This window comes from Bradyrhizobium sp. 23AC (genome assembly GCF_054863025.1).
This window is the reverse complement of sequence record NZ_JAVAYN010000002.1, coordinates 257,316-277,631: the sequence shown is the minus strand read 5'-3', so window position 1 is coordinate 277,631 and position 20,316 is coordinate 257,316. Positions and strand designations below refer to the sequence as shown.

The 20,316-nt window shown below is 65.6% G+C and carries 18 protein-coding genes; 12 read left to right on the top strand and 6 right to left on the bottom strand.

The window, feature by feature from the left end:
• Nucleotides 1-3: 3 nt before the first annotated feature.
• Nucleotides 4-855, top strand: coding sequence for an HTD2 family dehydratase (locus RAD10_RS06450; protein ID WP_461616788.1), 852 nt, complete (start codon nucleotides 4-6; stop codon nucleotides 853-855).
• Between the two features lie 136 nt (nucleotides 856-991).
• Entirely contained in the window at nucleotides 992-2,614 is a 1,623-nt protein-coding gene (gene mdlC / locus RAD10_RS06445; RefSeq protein ID WP_461616787.1) for a benzoylformate decarboxylase, read from the top strand.
• 13 nt (nucleotides 2,615-2,627) lie between these two features.
• On the opposite strand, the gene RAD10_RS06440 is transcribed toward mdlC, so the two are convergent.
• Nucleotides 2,628-3,404 carry an SDR family NAD(P)-dependent oxidoreductase gene (locus tag RAD10_RS06440; protein WP_461616786.1) on the bottom strand — a complete coding sequence of 259 codons (777 nt, stop codon included), beginning with the start codon at nucleotides 3,402-3,404 and terminating at the stop codon, nucleotides 2,628-2,630.
• A 60-nt stretch (nucleotides 3,405-3,464) separates the two neighbouring features.
• Between RAD10_RS06440 and RAD10_RS06435 the strand changes: the two genes are divergently transcribed.
• Nucleotides 3,465-3,923: a MarR family winged helix-turn-helix transcriptional regulator gene (locus RAD10_RS06435; RefSeq protein ID WP_461616785.1), complete on the top strand. Its 459-nt coding sequence runs from the start codon at nucleotides 3,465-3,467 to the stop codon at nucleotides 3,921-3,923.
• A 142-nt stretch (nucleotides 3,924-4,065) separates the two neighbouring features.
• Here the strand turns inward: RAD10_RS06435 and RAD10_RS06430 are convergent, their stop codons facing one another.
• Nucleotides 4,066-4,860 (bottom strand): SDR family oxidoreductase, encoded by a 795-nt coding sequence (locus RAD10_RS06430; protein WP_461616784.1) that lies wholly within the window; start codon nucleotides 4,858-4,860, stop codon nucleotides 4,066-4,068.
• Nucleotides 4,861-4,913: 53 nt separating this feature from the next.
• Entirely contained in the window at nucleotides 4,914-5,609 is a 696-nt protein-coding gene (gene trhA / locus RAD10_RS06425) for a PAQR family membrane homeostasis protein TrhA (protein ID WP_461616783.1), read from the bottom strand.
• Between the two features lie 178 nt (nucleotides 5,610-5,787).
• On the opposite strand from trhA, the gene RAD10_RS06420 reads away from it, so the two are divergent.
• Together RAD10_RS06420 and RAD10_RS06415 are read left to right on the top strand one after the other, a co-directional pair.
• A complete protein-coding gene (locus tag RAD10_RS06420) occupies nucleotides 5,788-7,257 on the top strand; it encodes a YcjX family GTP-binding protein (RefSeq protein ID WP_461616782.1) in 1,470 nt (489 codons plus the stop codon).
• A complete protein-coding gene (locus RAD10_RS06415; protein ID WP_461616781.1) occupies nucleotides 7,254-8,282 on the top strand; it encodes a YcjF family protein in 1,029 nt (342 codons plus the stop codon). The genes RAD10_RS06420 and RAD10_RS06415 overlap by 4 nt, the downstream gene beginning before the upstream one ends.
• 125 nt (nucleotides 8,283-8,407) lie before the next feature.
• Here RAD10_RS06415 and RAD10_RS06410 read toward each other — a convergent pair whose 3' ends face one another.
• A complete protein-coding gene (locus tag RAD10_RS06410; RefSeq protein WP_461617060.1) occupies nucleotides 8,408-10,015 on the bottom strand; it encodes a glycosyltransferase family 39 protein in 1,608 nt (535 codons plus the stop codon).
• A gap of 300 nt (nucleotides 10,016-10,315) precedes the next feature.
• Between RAD10_RS06410 and RAD10_RS06405 the strand changes: the two genes are divergently transcribed.
• The 4 genes from RAD10_RS06405 (at nucleotide 10,316) to RAD10_RS06390 (ending at nucleotide 14,218) form a co-directional block, all read left to right on the top strand.
• A complete protein-coding gene (locus tag RAD10_RS06405) occupies nucleotides 10,316-12,049 on the top strand; it encodes an adenylate/guanylate cyclase domain-containing protein (RefSeq protein ID WP_461616780.1) in 1,734 nt (577 codons plus the stop codon).
• 239 nt (nucleotides 12,050-12,288) lie between these two features.
• Nucleotides 12,289-13,488 carry a SorA family sulfite dehydrogenase catalytic subunit gene (sorA, locus tag RAD10_RS06400; protein WP_461616779.1) on the top strand — a complete coding sequence of 400 codons (1,200 nt, stop codon included), beginning with the start codon at nucleotides 12,289-12,291 and terminating at the stop codon, nucleotides 13,486-13,488.
• Nucleotides 13,489-13,500: 12 nt separating this feature from the next.
• On the top strand, nucleotides 13,501-13,809 hold the full coding sequence (sorB, locus tag RAD10_RS06395; protein ID WP_461616778.1) for a SorB family sulfite dehydrogenase c-type cytochrome subunit: 309 nt from the start codon (nucleotides 13,501-13,503) through the stop codon (nucleotides 13,807-13,809).
• 208 nt (nucleotides 13,810-14,017) lie between these two features.
• Nucleotides 14,018-14,218, top strand: coding sequence for a cold-shock protein (locus RAD10_RS06390; protein WP_008134691.1), 201 nt, complete (start codon nucleotides 14,018-14,020; stop codon nucleotides 14,216-14,218).
• Nucleotides 14,219-14,388: 170 nt separating this feature from the next.
• Here RAD10_RS06390 and RAD10_RS06385 read toward each other — a convergent pair whose 3' ends face one another.
• On the bottom strand, nucleotides 14,389-14,850 hold the full coding sequence (locus RAD10_RS06385; RefSeq protein WP_461616777.1) for an Lrp/AsnC ligand binding domain-containing protein: 462 nt from the start codon (nucleotides 14,848-14,850) through the stop codon (nucleotides 14,389-14,391).
• Between the two features lie 114 nt (nucleotides 14,851-14,964).
• On the opposite strand from RAD10_RS06385, the gene putA reads away from it, so the two are divergent.
• The 3 genes from putA (at nucleotide 14,965) to RAD10_RS06370 (ending at nucleotide 20,085) form a co-directional block, all read left to right on the top strand.
• Nucleotides 14,965-17,964, top strand: coding sequence for a bifunctional proline dehydrogenase/L-glutamate gamma-semialdehyde dehydrogenase PutA (gene putA / locus RAD10_RS06380; protein ID WP_461616776.1), 3,000 nt, complete (start codon nucleotides 14,965-14,967; stop codon nucleotides 17,962-17,964).
• Between the two features lie 115 nt (nucleotides 17,965-18,079).
• Nucleotides 18,080-19,285 (top strand): CaiB/BaiF CoA transferase family protein, encoded by a 1,206-nt coding sequence (locus tag RAD10_RS06375; RefSeq protein WP_091958009.1) that lies wholly within the window; start codon nucleotides 18,080-18,082, stop codon nucleotides 19,283-19,285.
• A 152-nt stretch (nucleotides 19,286-19,437) separates the two neighbouring features.
• Nucleotides 19,438-20,085, top strand: coding sequence for a glutathione S-transferase family protein (locus RAD10_RS06370; RefSeq protein ID WP_461616775.1), 648 nt, complete (start codon nucleotides 19,438-19,440; stop codon nucleotides 20,083-20,085).
• A 4-nt stretch (nucleotides 20,086-20,089) separates the two neighbouring features.
• Here the strand turns inward: RAD10_RS06370 and RAD10_RS06365 are convergent, their stop codons facing one another.
• Nucleotides 20,090-20,254, bottom strand: a complete 165-nt coding sequence (locus RAD10_RS06365; protein ID WP_018317242.1) for a hypothetical protein — start codon at nucleotides 20,252-20,254, stop codon at nucleotides 20,090-20,092.
• Between the last annotated feature and the right edge of the window lie 62 nt (nucleotides 20,255-20,316).

The window sequence follows — 20,316 nt, the reverse complement described above, 5'->3', positions numbered from 1 at the left end:
GTCATGACCGAGAAGCTCGACATCGATCACTTGCGGCAATGGATCGGCCGCAGCACGGAGGCCACCGACATCGTCACCGCGCAGCTCGTGATGAGCCTGCGCGCGACGCTGTTCCAGGAGGTCGGCGAGCCCAAGACGGGAGACGCCGCGCCGTTCACGGTGCATTGGTGCCTGGCGCAGCCGGTGTTTCCGATGTCGATGCTCGGGCCCGACGGCCACCCCACCCGCGGCGGCTTCCTGCCGCCGGTGCCGCTGCCGCGCCGGATGTGGGCCGGCGGCGAGATCGAGTTTTTGCAGCCGCTGCAGGTCGGCGATGAATCGACGCGGACCTCGCGCATCGCCGACGTGCAGGTGAAATCGGGTTCGACCGGCACGCTGTGCTTCGTCTCGGTCGAGCACAGCATCTCCTCGCCACGCGGCGTTGCCATCCGCGAGCGGCAGGACATCGTCTATCGCGAGATGACGAGCAGCGCGCCGGCTGGCGCCAAGGCCCCGCCTCCGCCGCCGAAGGCGCAGCACCGCGAGACCCATATCTCCGATCCCGTGCTGCTGTTCCGCTATTCCGCGCTGACCTTCAACGGCCACCGCATCCATTACGACCGCGACTACGTCACCAAGGTCGAGGGCTATCCGGGCCTGATCTTCCACGGCCCGCTGCAGGCGGCGCTGATCATCGAGATGGCCGCCAAGCTGCACGGCGGCAAGGCGCCGAAGAAGTTTTCGTATCGCGGCCTGCAGCCGCTGTTCGAGGGCACCGAGTTCTCGGTCAACGCCAACGAGACCGAGGCAGGCATGGAGCTGTGGACCGCGAATGCGGCGGGGCAGCCGACGATGAAGGGCACGGCGGTGTGGTGATAGATTCACCGTCATTCCGGGACGGTCCAAAGGACCGGACTATGGTGCGCAATTGCACACCTGAGAATCTCGAGATTCCGGGTTCGCTTCGCGCCCCGGAATGACTGCTCAATAACAAGCATTCGGGGACGGAAACATGGCCAAGAACGGTAAGACCGGCAGCAAGTCCGTCACCGTAAAGCAGGCGACGCTCGACCTGCTGCGATCGTTCGGCATCAAAAAAGTGTTCGGCAATCCCGGCTCGACCGAGCTGCCGTTCCTCAGCGACTGGCCCGATGACATCGACTACGTGCTGGCGCTGCAGGAGGCCTCCGCCGTCGGCATGGCCGACGGCTATGCGCAGGCAACCCGCAATGCCGGCTTCGTCAATCTGCATTCGGCCGCCGGCGTCGGCAACGCGCTCGGCAACATCTACACCGCGCATCGCAACCAGACCCCGCTGGTGATCACCGCGGGCCAGCAAGCGCGCTCGATCCTGCCGCTGCAGGCGTTCCTTTATGCCGAGCGCGCGTCGGAATTTCCGCGGCCCTACGTCAAATATAGCGTCGAGCCGGCGCGGCCCGAGGACGTGCCGGCTGCGATCGCGCGGGCTTATTACACCGCGATGCAGCCGCCGTGCGGGCCGACCTTCGTGTCGATCCCGATCGACGACTGGGCGCATGCCTGCGCGCCGATAGAGGCGCGCAAGGTCAGCCGGGAAATCGGGCCGGAGCTTGGGCCGATGAAGGCGCTGGTCACAGCGCTCGGATCCGCAAAGAACCCTGCCCTCGTCGTCGGCCCCGGAATCGATCGCGCCGGTGCGGTCGATTTGATGGTGCGCGTGGCCGAGAAGGCGAAAGCCAGCGTCTGGGTCAGCCCGTTCTCGGCGCGCTGCTCGTTCCCCGAGCGGCATCCGCAATTCGCGGGCTTCCTGCACGCCTCGCCGGCGCAACTCTCCGACGCACTGCGCGAGCATGATCTCATCGTCGTGATCGGTGCGCCCGTGTTCACCTTCCATGTTGAGGGCCATGCCGCAATCTTCGACGGCGGCACGACGATTTTTCAGATCACCGACGATCCGGATGCCGCGGCGGTGACGCCTGTCGGCACCAGCATTGTCGCGACGATGAAGCCGGCACTCAGCCTTCTGCTCGACCTGCTGCCGGAGAGCAAGCGCACGACGCCAAACGGCCGCACGCTGCCGCCGGCGCCGCAGGCCTCCGACCCGCTGCCGGTCGAGTTCCTGCTGCACTCGCTGTCGCAGGCGATGCCGGAGGGCGCGTCAGTCGTCGAGGAGATTCCCTCGCACCGGCCGGCGATGCAGAAATTCATGCCGATGCGCGGCCAGGATTCTTTCTACACCATGGCGAGCGGCGGCCTCGGCTATTCCCTGCCCGCCGCCGTCGGCATGGCGCTCGGCAAGCCGAACAGCCGCACGGTCTGCCTGATCGGCGACGGCTCGGCGATGTACTCGATCCAGGCGCTGTGGACCGCCGCACAGCGCAAGCTGCCGCTGACCATCGTCGTCATCAACAATTCCGGCTACGGCGCGATGCGCTCGTTCAGCCAGGTGATGCAGGTGCGCAACGTGCCGGGGCTGGAGCTGCCGGGGATCGATTTCGTGCGGCTCGCCGAAGGCATGGGATGCCATGCGGTGCGGGTCAGCAAGGCCGCGGAGCTCGGCGAGGCGCTCAAGCGCGGGATGGCATTTGAGGGGACGAGCCTGGTCGAGGTCGTCGTGGATTCGGCGGTGCCTGTGCTGTACGGGCAGAAGCACTGACGCTGTCGTCGCGCTACGACGCCAGAAATCCCCCGTCCGCCGCGAGCACGTGCCCGACCACATACGACGACGCATCCGACGACAGCCACACCACCGCCTCGGCCACCTCCTCCGGGCTCCCCATCCGCCGCAGCGGCAGGCCAGCACTCACCGTTGCGATGTCGCCGACGCCGGCGCGCAGCATCATGTCGGTGACGACGCGGCCCGGCGCGATCGCGTTGATGCGGATGCCGCGCGGGGCGTTCTCCAGCGCCGCCGAGCGCGTCAGCGAGATCGCGGCGGCCTTGGAGGCCGAATAGAGCGAGAAGCCGGGATTGGGATTGCGCACGCCGCTGACCGAAGCGTTGACGACGATGCTGCCGCGCCCTTGCGCCAGCATGGCCGGCAGCTGGTGGCGCAGGCACAGGAACAGCGCGCGGACATTGGTGTCGAACACGCTATCATAGATCTCCGTCCCCTGCTCTTCCAGCGGCGCGCGGCGCTCCTGGAAGCCGGCATTGTTGAAGGCGACGTCGAGCCGGCCGCAACGTTCGATCGCCGCGCGGACGAGGCGCGCGACGTCGTCCTCGCGCGTGATGTCGGTCTTGAGTGCGATCGCCTCCGCGCCGAGTTCGCGGCAAGCGGCGGCGGTGGCCTCGATCTCGGCCTCGCGCCGGCCCGCCACGATGATCGCCTCGGCGCCTTCGGTCGCCATCCGCAATGCTGTGGCGCGGCCGATGCCGCTGCCGCCGCCCGTGACGAGGCAGACCTTGCCCCGCATCCGCTGACCTGCCGGCAAAGTTCCGCTCATGGCTCACTCCAAAACCCTTGCGCGCGCCGCTGCGCGCATATAGTTGTATGATACAACTATATGCCGGGAGTCAAGATGGTCGAGCTTGCGCTGATCGACGACATTCGCGCCGCCTCGCGGTTGATGGTGCGCGAGCTCGGCTTCATGGATGCGACGGTGGCGGCCTCGGACTATCCGCCCTCGGCCGTGCACACCATCCTGGAGATCGGCATCCGCGGCCCGATGACCTCAGCCGAGCTCGGCGATTTCCTGCGGCTGGAGAAGTCCAGCGTCAGCCGCCTGGTGCGCAAGCTGATCGATTGCGGCGAGCTCAGAGAGACGCCGGATGAGAATGATGCACGCAGCAAGTTATTGTCGTTGACGGCGAAGGGGCGGCGCACGCTGGAGGCGCTGCATGCGTTCGGCCGGCAGCAGGTGCGCGGCGCGCTGGCGGCGCTGACGGCGGCGGAACAGCGCACCGTGCGCGAGGGGATGATGCTCTATGCGCGGGCGCTGCGGGCGAGCCGGGGGGGAGAATGAGAAGGAGTCGGCAACGTAGCTGGCTGTCATCGCCCGCGAAGGCGGGCGATCCAGTATTCCAGAGACCACAGTGATTGAATCGAGAAGCCGCGGCGTACTGGATGCCCCGCCTTCGCGGGGCATGACAGCATCAATGTGGCAACTACTTCCCGAACTCGTCCCGCATCCTGGCCTGGATCTTGGCCATGCCGCCGAGCCAGCGATCATAATTCTCGGTCTTCTTGCGCATGTAGCCGAGCACCTGCGGATGCGGCAGGATCAGGAACGTCTCCTGCTCGAGGCCGGCGAGTACGTCTTTCGCCACCTGCTCCGGCGTGAGATCGCCGTCGCCGGATTGCGGGCCCTTCGGGATCGAGCGCAGCATGTTGGTGTCGACACCCTGCGGGCAGAGGATCGAGACCTTGATGTTGTCGGCCTTGTGCGAGATCGCGAGATTCTCGGCAAAGCCGACCGCGGCGTGCTTGGTGGTGGAATAAGCGGGGCTGCCGACCTGGGACAGCAGGCCCGCGGCCGAGATCGTGTTGAGGAAATAGCCACCGCCGCGCGCCTTCATGCGCGGGATCAGATGCCGCGCCGCATAGACATGGGCCATGACGTGGATCGCCCAGCTGCGCTGCCACGGCTCGTCCGAGGCGCCGCCGGCATTGACCGACATCGGATCGAAGCCGCCGCCGATGCCGGCATTGGAGCAGAACAGGGCGATGGGGCCGAACTGCCGCTCGGTCTCCTCGATGACGTGCGAGATGTCTTTCTCCTGCGCGACATCGCATTTGAAGGCCGCGCCATCCACCATGGCCGCGACCGCCCGCGCATTGGCGGCGTCCATATCCGCGACGACGACCTTGGCTGCGCCCGCATTGTAAAACGCCTCGCACAGCGCCTTGCCGATGCCGTTTGCGCCGCCCGTGACGACCACCACCTTGCCGGTCACCTGCATGCGACGTCTCCTCTTGTCTTATACCGCTTCTTGGAAGACCCCTTGGGCCTTGCTCAGCTCAACATGAGGTCGAGCACCGCGGTATAATGGCACGCCGCGCCGGCCAACACAAAGCCGTGCCAGATCGCATTCTGGAAACGCAGCCGCCGCCAGGCATGGAAGATCACGCCAAAGCTGTAGAGCAGCCCGCCCGCAAGGATGAAGCCCAGCACCAGCGCGGGCAGCGCCTGGACCACGGCGTCGTAGAGCATCACGCCGCTCCAGCCCATCGCGAGATAGATGCCGACCGAGACGCGGTCGAACCGGCCGGGGTAGAAGAGCTTCAGCACAATGCCGAGGATGGCGACGCACCAGACGCCGGCGAGCAGCACCAGCGCGAATCCGCTGTCCTTCACCTCGAGGATGAACGGCGTATAGGTCGCCGCGATCAGCAGATAGATCGCGGAGTGGTCGAACCGCCGCAGCAGCCATTTGGCCGGCGACACCGGCCAGAGATTATAGGTCGCCGACAGCACCAGCATCGAGAGCAGGCCGGCGACGTAGATCAAGACGCCGACGATATCGATCGTACTGGCATAGACCACCGTCAGCACCACCAGCACGGTCGCGGCGATGATGCCGAAGAGGACGCCGATCGCGTGGATGACGCCGTCGGCGATCAGCTCGGCGCGGTCGTAATTCCAGCCGATCACGTCGGCTGCGGCGTGGACGGAGGTGGATGCGAACTCTTTCAGTTGGAAGACGGTCATGGCAATCCGCAAGATGAGGCAATGTCCTCTTGTATGGGTCTTTCGGGATCGGCGCGTCGTTCAAACGGCTGATTTTCCGACAAAGACGGTGGAAGTATGGAGCTTGATTTTCTTCACGCAATTGCCACTTTTGTGATCGGTCACACAGTCCCGCCGCCCCCGATCCATTAACGTTCATATGGCATTCAGTTTCCAGGATATGGTCGAAGAAGCGCGCTTGTCCGCGCAGGCGCTGATCGACTATGGCGAGCACTTCTTCAACCCGACTGTGCGGTTAGGCGTTACCGGCCTGTCGCGGGCCGGCAAGACCGTGTTCATCACCGCGCTGATCCACGGCCTGACCCGCGGCGGCCGGTTTCCGGTGTTCGACGCTTACGCCTCGGGCCGGATCGCGCGAGCGCATCTGGCGCCGCAGCCCGACGATGCCGTGCCGCGGTTTGCCTATGAGAGCCATCTGCGCGCGCTGATTGAGGAGCGACGCTGGCCGAATTCGACTGTCGACATCAGCGAGCTCAGGCTCGTCATCGACTATCAGCGCCCGAACGGCGCCGACCGCACGCTGACGCTCGACATCGTCGACTATCCCGGCGAGTGGCTGCTCGACCTGCCGCTGCTGCAGAAGAGTTTCGAGCAATGGTCGGCGGAGAGTCTTGCGCTGTCGCGCGAGGCGCCGCGCGCGCATCTCGCCAGCGAATGGCACACGCATCTGGCAACGCTCAAGCCCGACGCGCGCGAGGACGAGCAGGCGACGCTGACGGCCGCAAAACTCTTCACCGATTACTTGCGCGCCTGCCGCGACGAGCGCTTTGCGATGAGCCTGTTGCCGCCCGGCCGTTTCCTGATGCCCGGCAATCTCGCAGGCTCTCCGGCGCTGACCTTCGCGCCGCTCGACGTGCCCATCGGCGGCCAGGCGCCGGACGGATCGCTGTGGGCGATGATGGTGCGCCGCTTCGAGGCCTACAAGGACGTCGTGGTGCGGCCGTTCTTCAGGGATCATTTTGCCCGGCTCGATCGCCAGATCGTGCTGGCCGACGCTCTGTCCGCGTTCAACTCCGGACCCGAGGCGTTGCACGATCTCGAAGCCGCCCTTGCCGGCATTCTCGATTGCTTCAACATCGGCCGCAGCACGATCCTCTCCAGCCTGTTCCGCCCGCGCATCGATCGCATCCTGTTTGCGGCGACAAAGGCCGACCATCTGCACCATTCCAGCCACGACCGGCTGGAGGCCGTGCTGCGCCGCGCCGTCTCGGGCGCCGTTGCGCGCGCGGAAAATACCGGCGCGGCGATCGACGTGGTGGCGCTTGCCGCGGTGCGTGCCACAAGAGAAGCTCAAGTCGCGCGCGGCCGCGACAAATTGCCGTCGATCCTGGGAACACCGGCCGCGGGCGAGAGTGCCGGCGGTGAATTCTTCGACGGCAACACGGAGGTTGCGACCTTCCCGGGCGACCTGCCGCTGGATCCCGAGCCACTATTCAACGGCAATGCCGCATTCCGCGGCCTCGCAACCCAGACCGCCGGGACAAGCGATTTCCGTTTCCTGCGCTTCCGCCCGCCCACACTCGACCGCGAGGGCACCGAGCCGCCGACGCTGCCTCACATTCGCCTCGACCGTGCCTTGCAGTTCCTGATCGGAGACAAGCTCGCATGAACGACCGATCGAAGCCACGGCGGCCGGCAACGTTCCGGCTCGACGATCCCGGCGTCGTCGTCACCGAAGCCGACGAGACCAGCCGGCTCAGCCGCGCCACCATCCAGATCACGCCGGAGCCTGATCCGGCGATGTTGCCGGTGCCGATCGAGGCCGCGCGGCCGGCGCGGCGCGGATTTCCCTGGGGTACGCTGTTCTGGTCAGGCCTCGCCGGGCTGACGCTGCTCGGCACCGGGCTCGGCGTGGTGCATCTGATCGAGGACCTGTTCGCGCGCAGCGAAACGCTCGGCTACGTCGGCCTCGCCTTTGCGCTCGTCACCGCGCTTGCGCTTGCGGTGGTGATCGGCCGCGAGGCATTCGGTCTGGCGCGGCTGGCGACGATCGAGCAGCTGCACCAGCGCGCCGCCGCTGTGCTCGCCAGCGACGACCGCAAGGAAAGCCGCGTCATTGTGCAGGATCTGCTCAAGATCGCGCACCAGAATCCGCAGCTCGCACGCGCCCGCGCGACGCTGGAGAGCCACACCGGCGAGATCATCGACGGCGCCGACATGATCCGGCTCGCCGAACGCGAGTTGATGTCGCCGCTGGATGCGGAGGCGCGGCGTCTGGTGTCGTCAGCCGCGCAAAAGGTTTCGATCGTGACCGCGGTGAGCCCGCGCGCCGCGATCGACGTGATGTTCGTGTTCGTCGCCGCGCTGCGCCTGATCCGCCAGCTCGCTTATCTCTATGGCGGCCGCCCCGGCGCGCTCGGCATGATCCGCCTGCTCCGCCACGTCATCGCCCATCTCGCCATCACCGGGGGCATGGCCGCGAGCGACAGCTTGGTGCAGCAGATGCTCGGCCACGGCATCGCGGCAAAGCTGTCGCAGCGGCTCGGCGAAGGCGTGCTGAACGGATTGCTGACGGCACGGCTTGGGCTCGCCGCGATCGACGTCACGCGCCCGCTGCCCTTCGCGGCCCTGCCGCCTCCGAAACTGTCGGACCTGGCGACGGATCTGCTGCGGAAGAAGGACGAGGAAGAGTAGCGGCAAGACGGGTGAGGGCTCTTCCCGCAAGACCGGAATCGTAGGGTGGGCAAAGGCGCGCTTGCGCCGTGCCCACCATCTCTCTCGATCGCAAAAACGCGTGGGCACGCTTCGCTTTGCCCACCCTACGATACCGCCCGTGTGGAGAAATCACCCCACACCGCTCGCGCTGCGCGCACGCGCTTCTCAAACTCCCCCGCCAGCACCTTCCACTGAAACAGCGGCGAATCCTTCGGCGGCGACAGCTCGGGGGTCCAGCCGGTTAGCTTTTCGATCACATAAGTGTCCGCGAGAAAACCGCGCCAGCGGCGCTCGACTTCGCCGAGCGGCTCGCGCTTGGCGGGGATGTTCTCCCACAGCGATGCGCGATCGTCGGGCTCGCGCCCGACATAGATGCCCGCATGCCCCTTGATCCGGTCCAGGCCGGGATCGCGGAAATCCTGGAAGCGGCCGCGCTCGTTGATCTCTACGACGGGCACGCGGCCCCGGAACAGCCAGCGCATCATGGCATAGGTGCGGTAATCCGTGGTCGCGATCCAGGTCGCGCCTGTTTGGTCGAGTGCGGCCTGCGCGCGCGCGGCGACCTGCTCGTAGCCGGCTTCCGCGCCGATCGGGTCGATCTTGCCGAGCAGATTCCAGGGCGCGGCGACATAATAGAGGAACACGATCACGACAAAGGCGATGCCGGAGCCGATCGCTGTCCTCGCCCAGAACAGCGAGGAGTTGAGCATGCGTGCCGACCAGCCCTCCTTCGCCATCGTTGCGAGGTTCACGGCCGCGGCGGCGAAGCCGACCGGCCACATGAACATCGGCCAGGTGTCGCCGACCCTGAGCGTCGTCGACTTGAAGAGGAAATAGGCGAACGGCACCAGCACCGCCGTCGACAAGAGAATTCCAACGGGCTCGCGCGCGCAATAGCCGCGCCATGCCGTCAGCACCAGCCCGGTCAGCACCACCGGCAGCATGACGAAGCCGACCAGGCCGAACTGCAGGCCGATAAAGTCACCGATGGTCCGCAGCGAGATGCCGTAATTGGCGGTGGCACGTACGCCCTGGAAACGAAACGAGGCCCAATCGTGCTGCGCGTTCCAGATCAGCACCGGGGAGAACACGAGGGTCGCAACCAGCACGGCGAGATAAGGATAAGGGCTGCGCAGCCAGCGCCAGCGCCAATCCGGCACCAGCAGAAAGGCGGCAACCGCGGGGGCGAACATGATGGCGGTGAACTTCGACAGCATCGACAGACCGGCGAACAGACCGGCCGCAAGCCACCAGCGTCCGTCGCCGCTCTGCACGAGCCGCACCAGCGACCACATCATCGCCACCGCAAACGGGATCATGGCGACATCGGGCGCCACCTTGGCCATCAGCAGGCCGTAGTAAAGCGCAGCTTCCGGCATCAGCACCGCGAACAATACGGCGCGCACATCATGGGTGAGGCGGCGGACGATGTCGGCGAGCAGGAGCTGCGTGACGAGCATCGCGACGATGCCGCCGAAGCGAACCCCGAGCGTGGTGTCGCCGAAGATCGCGGTTCCGAAACGGATCAGCCAGGCGATGCCCGGGGGGTGATCGAGGAAGCTGAGTGCGCCCTCCTTCGACCAGGTCCAGTAATAGGCCTCGTCGGTGCGCAGCTCGATCGCGGAGGCGTAGACGATGCGCAGCAGCGTCATCGCGGCGATGATCGCTACGGCCATGACGAGGGGACGGCGCGAGGCGCCGACGGAGGGCATGGTGATGTCAGGGGCTGTCGTCACGGCCGCGCTTTTCGCCAACCTGGGAGGGGGAGTCAATGCGGGGGGATGGGCAAGCGGCGATCCCAGCCTCAACGCAGACGCCGTAGGGTGGGCAAAGCGAAGCGTGCCCACCATCAGGATATGGTAGAAAAAACGGTGGGCACGGCGCGCAAGGGCGCGCCTTTGCCCACCCTACGATTTCGTAACCTTACCGCGCATGTGATCCCGCAGCCTGTCCACGGCGGGAATTAAACGCTACGCTGGCTGTTCTCCTTCATGAACTGATACAACCGAATCATGGCCACCGCTGCTGCATCCATCTCCGAACTCGTCCGCGGGACTAGCGTGCGGCAGGTGCGGCTCGTCTGCGGCGTGATCCTGTTCTGTTATGTGATCAGCCATTTCATCAACCATGCGCTCGGCAATATCTCGGTCGAGGCCATGGAGGCCGGGGTCTACTACCACACCGCCTTCTGGCAGTTCCTCCCCGTCTCGATCGTATTCTACACCGCCGCGCTCACGCATATGGGGCTCGGCATCTATGCGCTGTATCAGCGCCGGCAGTTCCGCTGGCGAACGATCGAGCCGCTGCAGCTCGTGCTGGGCTTGAGCATCCCCGCATTGGTCATGGCACACGTGGTCGGGGTGCGGCTCGGCTACACGCTATACGATCACCAGAAGCTCTATCCGCAGGAGCTCTATCTGTTCTTCGTCGCAGCGCCGGGCCGGCTCTGGCAGATGACGATCCTGCTTCTCATTGCCTGGGTGCACGGCTGCATCGGAATTTATTTCTGGCTCCGCCTCAAGCCGTTCTTCACGCGCGCCGCGCCCTATCTGCTCGCCGCCGCGGTGCTGGTCCCGACATTGTCGCTGCTCGGCATCTACCAGGGCGGCCGCAGCGTCGCGATCGAGGCCGATGACGGGGAATGGCGCACGCATAATCTCACCCGACGCCAGGTCGGCACAGTCGCGGAAGGCAACACGCTCGATCGCATCACCGGCGCCTTCACCGTCACCTATTTTGGGCTGCTTGGCCTGGCGCTGGCCGCACGCGGCGTGCGGGCCTGGCGCGAGCGGCGCGGCGGCATGATCGCGCTGTCCTACGGCAACGGCAGGACGGTGCGGGTTCCCAAAGGCCTCTCCGTGCTGGAAGCGAGCCTGCGCCATAATCTGCCGCATGCCAGCGTCTGCGGCGGCCGCGCCCGCTGCTCGACCTGCCGCATCCGCGTCATCGGCGATCATGGCGTCCTGCCCGAGCCGTCGCAGCGCGAGGCCTTCGTGCTGACCCGCGTCGGCACCAACGACCCCTCGATCAGGCTGGCCTGCCAGCTGCGGCCGACGTCGGATCTCTCCTTCTTCCAGCTGTTCACCCCGCAAACGTCGTCGGCCAACGCGCAGGCCTCGGCGCCGGCGAGGATCGGCCAGGAGCGCTATCTCGTCAGCCTGTTCGTGGACATGCGCGGCTCGACCCAGCTCGCCGAGAAGCGGCTGCCGTTCGACACCGTCTTCATCGTCAACCGCTTCCTCGGCGCGGTGTCGCAGGCCGTGATCGAGAATGGCGGCCAGCCGAACCAGTTCGTCGGCGACGGCATGCTGGCGCTGTTCGGGCTCACGGCCGATCCGCAAACCGCCTGCCGGCAGGCGCTGAAGGCTGCCAGCGGCGTCGCCACCCATATCGACGAGCTGAACCAGCTGTTGAGCCACGATCTTCGCCAGCCGATCCGCTTCGGCATCGGCATTCACGGCGGCGAGGTCATCATCGGCGACATCGGCTATCGCGATCACATCGTCTTCACGGCGCTGGGCGATGCCGTCAACGTTGCCGCCCGCCTGCAGGACATGACCAAGACGCTGGCCTGCGAGGCGATCGTCTCGGACGAAATCCGCAGCACGGCGGGCCTCGCCGACGATACGCTGCCGCAACAGGAGGTCGCGATCCGCGGCCGCGACGAGCCGATGGCCGTGCGCGTGGTCGCGGACGCGCGGGAGCTGGCGGCGCTGGTCGATCGCAGCGAGCGCGTCGCGGCGTAAGGCGTGCCACACGAGCGGTGCGCTCCCTCTCCCGCCTGCGGGAGAGGGTTGGGGAGAGGGCGCGCGACGGCATTGAGTCAAGCAACCAACGTCGTCGCCACGTAACACCGGCGTGCTGCAACGCAGCGACATGGGCCTGCTGCGAAAGCACGAATTGACTTCGTTCAAATCGTTGCGACAGATGAGCGCGGCTCGCGGTGATGACCGCGAGCCAACGAAAAGCTCCGGGAGGGGACCAGATGTTCGATCGACGCGACCTGCTCAAAGGAGCGGGGCTTGCCACACTTGCGGCCACACTCAATTCCACCAAGGCGCTGGCACTCGATACCGTGACCCTGCCCTTCGCCAATGGCGAACGGCCGCTGGTGAAATATCCGCAGAAGCGAGCGATGATTGGGCTAACCAGCCGGCCGCCGCAGCTCGAGACGCCATTCGCGATCTTCAACGACGGTCCGATCACGCCTAACAACGCGTTCTTCGTGCGCTATCACCTCTCGGACCTGCCCTACAATCTCGACCCCGACAAGTTCATGCTGGAGATCAAGGGCAAGGTCGACAAGCCGCTGAAACTTTCACTGAAGGACATCAGGAAGATGAAGGCGACCGAGATCGTCGCCGTCAACCAGTGCTCCGGCAACAGCCGCGGCTTCTTCGAGCCGCGCGTCGCCGGCGGCCAGCTCGCCAACGGCGCGATGGGCAATGCGCGCTGGCGCGGCGTGCCGCTGAAAGCGGTGCTGGAGATGGCCGGCGTGCAGAGCGGCGCCAAGCAAGTCACCTTCAACGGCATGGACGGGCCGGTCAGCGACAAGACGCCTGACTTCGTCAAGGCACTCGACATCGCTCACGCCACCGACGGCGAGGTCATGCTGGCCTACGGCATGAACGGCGAGGACCTGCCGTTCCTCAACGGCTTTCCGCTGCGCCTGATCGTGCCCGGCTATTACGGCACCTACTGGGTGAAGCACCTCAACGAGATCACCGTCATCGACAATGTCTATGACGGCTTCTGGATGAAGTCGGCCTATCGCATTCCTGATACGCCGAACAATTCGATCGAGCCCGGCACTGCGCCGAAGGCAACGATCCCGATCAACCGCTTCACCATCCGCTCCTTCATCACCAACGTGCCTGATGGCGCCAAGCTGAAGGCGGGACGCACGACACTGCGCGGCATCGCATTCGACGGCGGCAAAGGCATCAAGCAGGTCGAAATCTCCACCGACGGCGGCAAGACCTGGGCCAGCGCCAAGCTCGGCAAGGATCTCGGCAAATATTCGTTCCGCGAATGGATGCTGCCGGTGAAGCTCGCTTCCGGTCAGGTCGAGTTGAAGGTCCGCGCCACCGGCAATGGCGGCGAGACGCAGCCGGATACGCCGCGCTGGAACCCGGCGGGTTATCTACGCAACGTCGTCGAAACCGTCCGCGTCACCGTGGCCTGAGGGAGAATGATCATGCAGCGCACCGTTCCCCTCGCCGCCACCCTCGCCCTCGCCGCCTTGGCGGGTTCAGCACTTGCAGCACCGGTCAATTACAAGACCCCCGACGAGGTCGCCGCATTCAAGCCCGGGCCCAATCTCGAAGTGGTGCAGGGTAATTGCAGCGCCTGCCACTCGGCCGACTACGTCAAGACGCAGCCGCCGATGAAGGACAAGAAAGGCTTCTGGCAGGCCGAGGTGACCAAGATGATCAAGGTCTATGGTGCACCGATCGACGATGCCGATGTCGGCAAGATCGTCGATTACCTGGCCGCGACGTATTGACTGACTGCGCGCAGCACGCCGGCCATTTGACCGCGAAACGGGCAAAACCGGCAAAAACGCCGCGAAGTTGAGCGGAATTCGGCGAAAGGCCGATGTGGTTTGAGCTACCAAGCCGGCCACATTCCGCGTATCCTGTTAGGACCGAACCGGCCGGTTGGCGGGGACTGGCGGTTCGAGATCTCGGAGGAAGACCCGCGGAGAAGTCGTGATGGCTAAAGGTACGGTCAAGTGGTTCAACCCGACGAAGGGTTATGGATTTATCCAGCCTGCGTCGGGCGGCAAGGATGTGTTCGTGCATATCTCGGCAGTGCAGAAAGCCGGTCTGTCGTCCCTGAACGAAGGACAGACGGTGGAATACGAAGAGATCGCAAACCGGGGCAAGACCTCCGCAGAGAACCTCAAAGTATAAGCCCGCCAGCTTTTGCTGCCTCCCGGATCGATCCGGGAGCCGGGCCAAGAAAATTTTAGAAGACGGCCGGTGCATTCGACGACAGGCGTTGCGACTGCACACGGAGAGCTATTTTCCCGCGAGGACCGCTCGTTCAACGCCTCAGCAATGACAATCGCGACGGCACTTCGTCAGCCCACCGGTAACGGTGCGTCGCGCTTGATCTCCTCCATCACCGCATAGGTCCGCGTCTCGCGCACGCCCGGCATCGACAGCAGGGTCTCGCCGAGGAAGCGTCGATACGCCGCCATGTCCGCGAGCCGCGCCTTCACAAGATAGTCGAAGCCGCCGGCAACCATGTGACACTCCAGCACCTCGGGCGCGAGTTTCACGGCGCGCGCAAAACGCTCGAAATTGTCCGGCGTGGTCTTGTCGAGCAGCACCTCGACGAACACCAACAAACCGAGGCCGAGCCGGTGCGGGTTGAGCCGCGCGCCATAGCCTTCGACAAAGCCCTCCCGCTGCAAGCGCTTCAGCCGCTCGCCGATCGAGGTTGGCGACAGCCCGATGCGCTCGGCGAGCCCGACATTGGCGATGCGCCCATCCTCCTGCAAGATCGAGAGGATCTTCCGGTCGATTCGATCGAGTTCCATGGTTTATCAGGACAAGTTGCTTATCGACTTCATTTTCTAAGGCAAATCGGCTAGATTGTCTATCGAACTACGGTCACGCGGGCCTTATCCTGGATTTTAGCCACAGGACACGCCATGCCGAACATCCCGCCGCCCTTCACCGCCCCCTACGCGCCCGATGATGCCGAGATCGCCGCGCGCCTGTTGCCGACATCGCATCTGTCCCCGCCGCAGGAGACCCGGATCGACCGCACCGCGACGCGGCTGATCGAGGCGATCCGCAAGCGCGACGACCGTCTTGGCGGGGTCGAGGACATGCTGCGGGAGTTCGCGCTCTCGACCAAGGAGGGGCTCGCGCTGATGGTGCTGGCCGAGGCCCTGCTGCGCGTGCCGGACACGCGCACCGCCGACCAGTTCATCGAGGACAAGCTCGGCGAGGGCGACTTCATCCACCACGAGACCAAGTCCACCGCCTTCCTGGTCAACGCCTCGGCCTGGGCGCTCGGCCTGTCGGCGCGGGTGATCCAGCCCGGAGAGACGCCAGACGGCACCATCGGCCGTCTGGTGAAGCGGCTGGGGGCACCTGCGGTACGTACCGCCACACGCCAGGCGATGCGGCTGATGGGCAATCATTTCGTGCTGGGCGAGACCATCGAGCAGGCGCTGGAGCGGGGTAAGCCGCGCTCCGGCCAGAAGCCGCGCTATTCCTTCGACATGCTCGGCGAAGGCGCCCGCACGGCGGCGGACGCCAAGCGCTATTTCGATGCCTATGCGAGTGCGATCGAGACCATCGGCAAGGCTGCGGGCAGCAATCCCCTGCCCGACCGGCCCGGCATCTCGGTCAAGCTCTCGGCGCTGCATCCGCGCTTCGAGGCGATCAGCCGCGACCGCGTGATGGCCGAGCTGGTGCCGCAACTGCTCGATCTCGCGCAGCGCGCCAAGGCGCATAACCTCAACTTCACCGTCGATGCCGAGGAAGCCGACCGGCTGGAGCTGTCACTCGAAATGATCGCGGCAACGCTCGCCGATCCCTCGCTGGCCGGCTGGGACGGATTTGGCCTCGCGATCCAGGCCTATCAGAAGCGCGCCAGCGCGGTGATCGATTACGTTGACGCACTCGCGCGCGCGCATGACCGCAAGCTGATGGTCCGCCTCGTCAAGGGCGCCTATTGGGACACCGAGATCAAGCGCGCGCAGGAACGCGGGCTCGAGGGCTATCCCGTGTTCACGCGCAAGGCGATGACGGATCTGAACTACGTCGCCTGTGCGACCAAGCTGCTGGCCCTGCGGCCGCGCATCTTCCCGCAATTCGCCACCCACAATGCGCTGACGGTCGCGACCGTGCTGGAGCTCGCCGGGAAGAGCGGCGGCTTCGAATTCCAGCGCCTGCACGGCATGGGCGAAGCGCTCTACGAGCAGCTCGCCAAGGATCATCCTGACATCGCCTATCGCACCTATGCCCCGGTCGGCAGCCATCGCGACCTGCTCGCCTATCTGGTGCGGCGTCTCCTGGAGAACGGGGCCAACTCGTCGTTCGTGGCGCAGGCCGCCGATTATCGCGTGCCTGTTACGGCGCTGTTGCAGCGTCCGGCGGACGCCATCGTCCGGCCGCAAGCGGCGGCACATCCCAAAATCCCGTTGCCAGGCGATCTGTTCGCGCCGGAGCGGCGCAATTCGCGCGGCGTCGAGTTCGGCGCACCCGTCGCGCTCGATCATTTGCTCGCCGACGTCAAAGCCGAGGCGACCGAACTCGAGCCAATCGCCGACGCGACACCGGATCAAGCCAATGCAGCGGTGACTGCTGCGCGCGCCGGCTTTACCGCCTGGAGCCGGACGCCGGCGAGCACGCGTGCGGCGGCGCTGGAACAGGCTGCGCATCTCCTGGAGAGCCGCAGCGCCCGCTTCATCGCGCTGCTGCAGGCCGAGGGCGGCAAGACGCTCGAAGACGCGCTGTCGGAGCTGCGCGAGGCCGCCGATTTCTGCCGCTATTATGCCGCAGAGGGCCGCAAGCTGTTCGGCGTTGATGCGGCGATGCCGGGCCCGACCGGCGAGAGCAACGCGCTCGCGATGCGTGGCCGCGGCGTCTTCGTCGCGATCTCGCCGTGGAATTTTCCGCTGGCGATTTTCCTCGGCCAGGTCACGGCCGCGCTGATGGCCGGCAACAGCGTAATCGCAAAACCGGCCGAGCAGACCCCGCGCATCGGACGCGAGGCCGTGGCCCTGCTGCACGAGGCCGGCATCCCGAAAGATGCGCTGCATCTCGTTGTCGGCGACGGCCGTATCGGTGCCGCCCTGACCGCGCACGCTGATATCGCGGGCGTCGTCTTCACCGGCTCGACCGAGGTCGCCCGCAGCATCAACCGGACGCTCGCCGCCAAGGATGGGCCGATCGTGCCGCTGATCGCGGAAACCGGCGGCATCAACGCCATGATCGCGGATGCCACCGCGCTGCCCGAGCAGGTCGCAGACGACGTCGTGACCTCCGCGTTCCGCTCCGCCGGCCAACGATGCTCCGCGCTGCGGCTGCTGTTCGTGCAGGAGGACGTCGCCGACCGCATGATCGAGATGATCGCGGGCGCGGCACGCGAGTTGAAGATCGGCGATCCCTCTGATGTCGCGACCCATGTCGGCCCGGTGATTGACGCGGAGGCCAAGCAGCGGCTGGACGCCCATATCGCGCGGATGACGAGCGAGGCGAAACTGCACTTTGCCGGCACGGCGCCGCAAGGCTGCTTCGTCGCGCCGCATATCTTCGAGCTCAGGGACGCCGGCCAGCTTACCGAGGAAGTGTTCGGCCCGATCCTCCACGTCGTGCGTTACCGTGCCGAAAACCTCGAGCGCGTGCTGCGGGCGATCGAGCGCACCGGCTACGGCCTCACCCTCGGCGTCCATTCCCGCATCGACGACACCATCGAAGCCATCATCGATCGCGTGCAGGTCGGCAACATCTACGTCAACCGCAACATGATCGGCGCCGTGGTCGGCGTGCAGCCGTTCGGCGGCAACGGCCTGTCCGGAACCGGCCCCAAGGCCGGCGGCCCGCACTACCTCGCGCGCTTCGCGACGGAACAGACGGTGACGATCAATACGGCCGCAGCCGGCGGCAACGCGGCGTTGCTTGCGGGGGAGGAGTGAGGCCCTGCGCCCGGCGCCGTTGCATCCCGCGGAAACATCGGTCTAATGCTCGCATGACGAGCCCGCGCCAATTCCAGCGCGCGGGAAACGACAAGAGCGAGGGAGCAACGCCGCGATGGAAAAAGGCATCTTTTCGGGCCTGAAGGTTCTGGACTGCGCGAGCTTCATCGCAGCGCCCGCGGCCGCGACCGTGCTGTCGGATTTCGGCGCCGACGTCATCAAGATCGAGCCGCCCGGTGCCGGCGATCCCTACCGCAATCTGCCGAACCTGCCGGGCTACCCGACCGGCGAGCACAATTTCGCCTGGCTGCTGGAAGCCCGCAACAAGAAGAGCATCGCGCTCGACCTTGCCAAGCCGGAGGCGCAGGCCGTGCTCTACAAGCTGGTGGAAGAGGCCGACGTCTTCATCACCAACATGCCACCGCCGGTGCGCGCCAAGCTCGGCATCACCCATGATCACCTCGCCCATCTCAACGACCGGCTGATCTACGCCTCCTTCACCGGCTATGGCGAGAAGGGCGAGGAGGCCAACAAGCCCGGCTTCGACAGCAACGCCTATTGGGCGCGCTCCGGCCTGATGGACCTGGTCCGTGCCGACACTGACACCACGCCGGCCCGCTCGGTCGCGGGCATGGGCGACCACCCCTGCGCCATGGCGTTCTACGGCGCCATCGTCACCGCGCTCTATCAGCGCGAGAAGACCGGCAAGGGCTCGCACGTCGCCTCCAATCTGATGGCGAACGGCGTGTGGGCCGCGAGCGTGCTGGCGCAGGCAAAACTCTGCGGCGCCAAGTTCGGCGAGCGGCGTCCGCGTGAGCGCGCGCTGAACGCAGTCGCCAACCACTATCAATGCAAGGACGGCCGCTGGCTGATCCTGTCGCTGCTGAGCGAGGAGAAGCAGTTTCCGACGCTGGCCAAGTGCCTGGGACGCGAAGACCTCATCACCGATCCGCGCTTCGCCACCAAACCCGACCGTCACGCCCGCTCGGTAGAGCTGATCAAGATCTTCGACGAGACCTTCGCGACCAGGGATCTTGCCGAATGGCGCAAGATTCTCGACGGCAACGGCCTCGTGTTCGGCGTCGTCGCCATTCTAGATGACATCCCCAACGACAAGCAGATGCTCGACAACGAGGTGCTGGTGCCGTTTGAGAACGACACCATGCTGACCATCTCCAGCCCGATCTGGATCGACGGCACCAAGAAGGTGCAGCCGCGCAAGCCGCCCGCTGTGGGCGAGCACAGTGACGAGATTTTGCGCGAGGCGGGATACGACGAGACCGCGATCAAGCAACTGCGGTCGTCGGGGGCTGTGGGATAGGAGCGCGCCGTTCTAACCCCGTCATTGCGAGCGCAGCGAAACAATCCAGAATCCCACCGCGGATGCATTGCTGGATTGCTTCGCTACGCTCGCAATGACGATGCCGGGCGATCTCGCTATAAACTACCGGCAAAACAACGCCGCGAGGTCCCATGCCCAGCTACCGCCTGCACTACTTCCCCGAATCCGGCAACAGCTACAAGCTGGCGCTGATGCTGACGCTTTGCGGCGAGAGGTTCGAGCCGGTCTGGACCGACTTCGGCGGCGGCGTCACGCGCACGGCGGAATGGCGCAAGGCCGTCAACGAGATGGGCGAAATCCCGGTGCTTGAAGTCGACGGCGTGAAGATGACGCAGACCGCGCCGCTCCTCTTGAAGCTCGCCGAGCAATATGGGCGCTTCGGCGCCGCAACGGAGGACGAAAAGTTCGAGCTGCTGCGCTGGCTGTTCTGGGACAACCACAAGCTCACCGGCTACATGGCAACCTATCGCTTCATGCGCGCCTTCACCGAGAAGAACGATCCGCAAGTGCTGAAGCACTTTCGTCGCCGGCTCGAGGATTTCCTCGGCATCCTCGACGGGCATCTTCAGCACAACGCCTTCGCGATCGGGGCGAAGCCGACGGTCGCCGACATCTCGATGATGGCCTATCTGCATTATCCGAGCGACGAGCACGGCTTCGATTTCGCGGCGAGCCATCCCGCCATCCACGCCTGGCTCGGCCGCATGGCCGCACTGCCCGGCTGGAAGCCGGCGTATGAGCTGCTGCCGGGCAAGCGGATGACGAACTACGCGAAGTGAGAAACTACCTCAACGACAGCCAGCCGAGCGTGAACAAAATCCCGCCGACGATGACAGCCATCGCGATCGCCCAGATGCTGACGCGGGCGCTGCCGGTGACCTGCTTGACTTCCTCATTGCGCGCAATTTCGCGATTGCGCTCCTTGTTGGCGTCGCCAGTATTCGTCATGAATCATCCAAATCGCTTTGTCGTTTTGCGCATGATCTTGTCGGAAAACCGCTACACGCTTT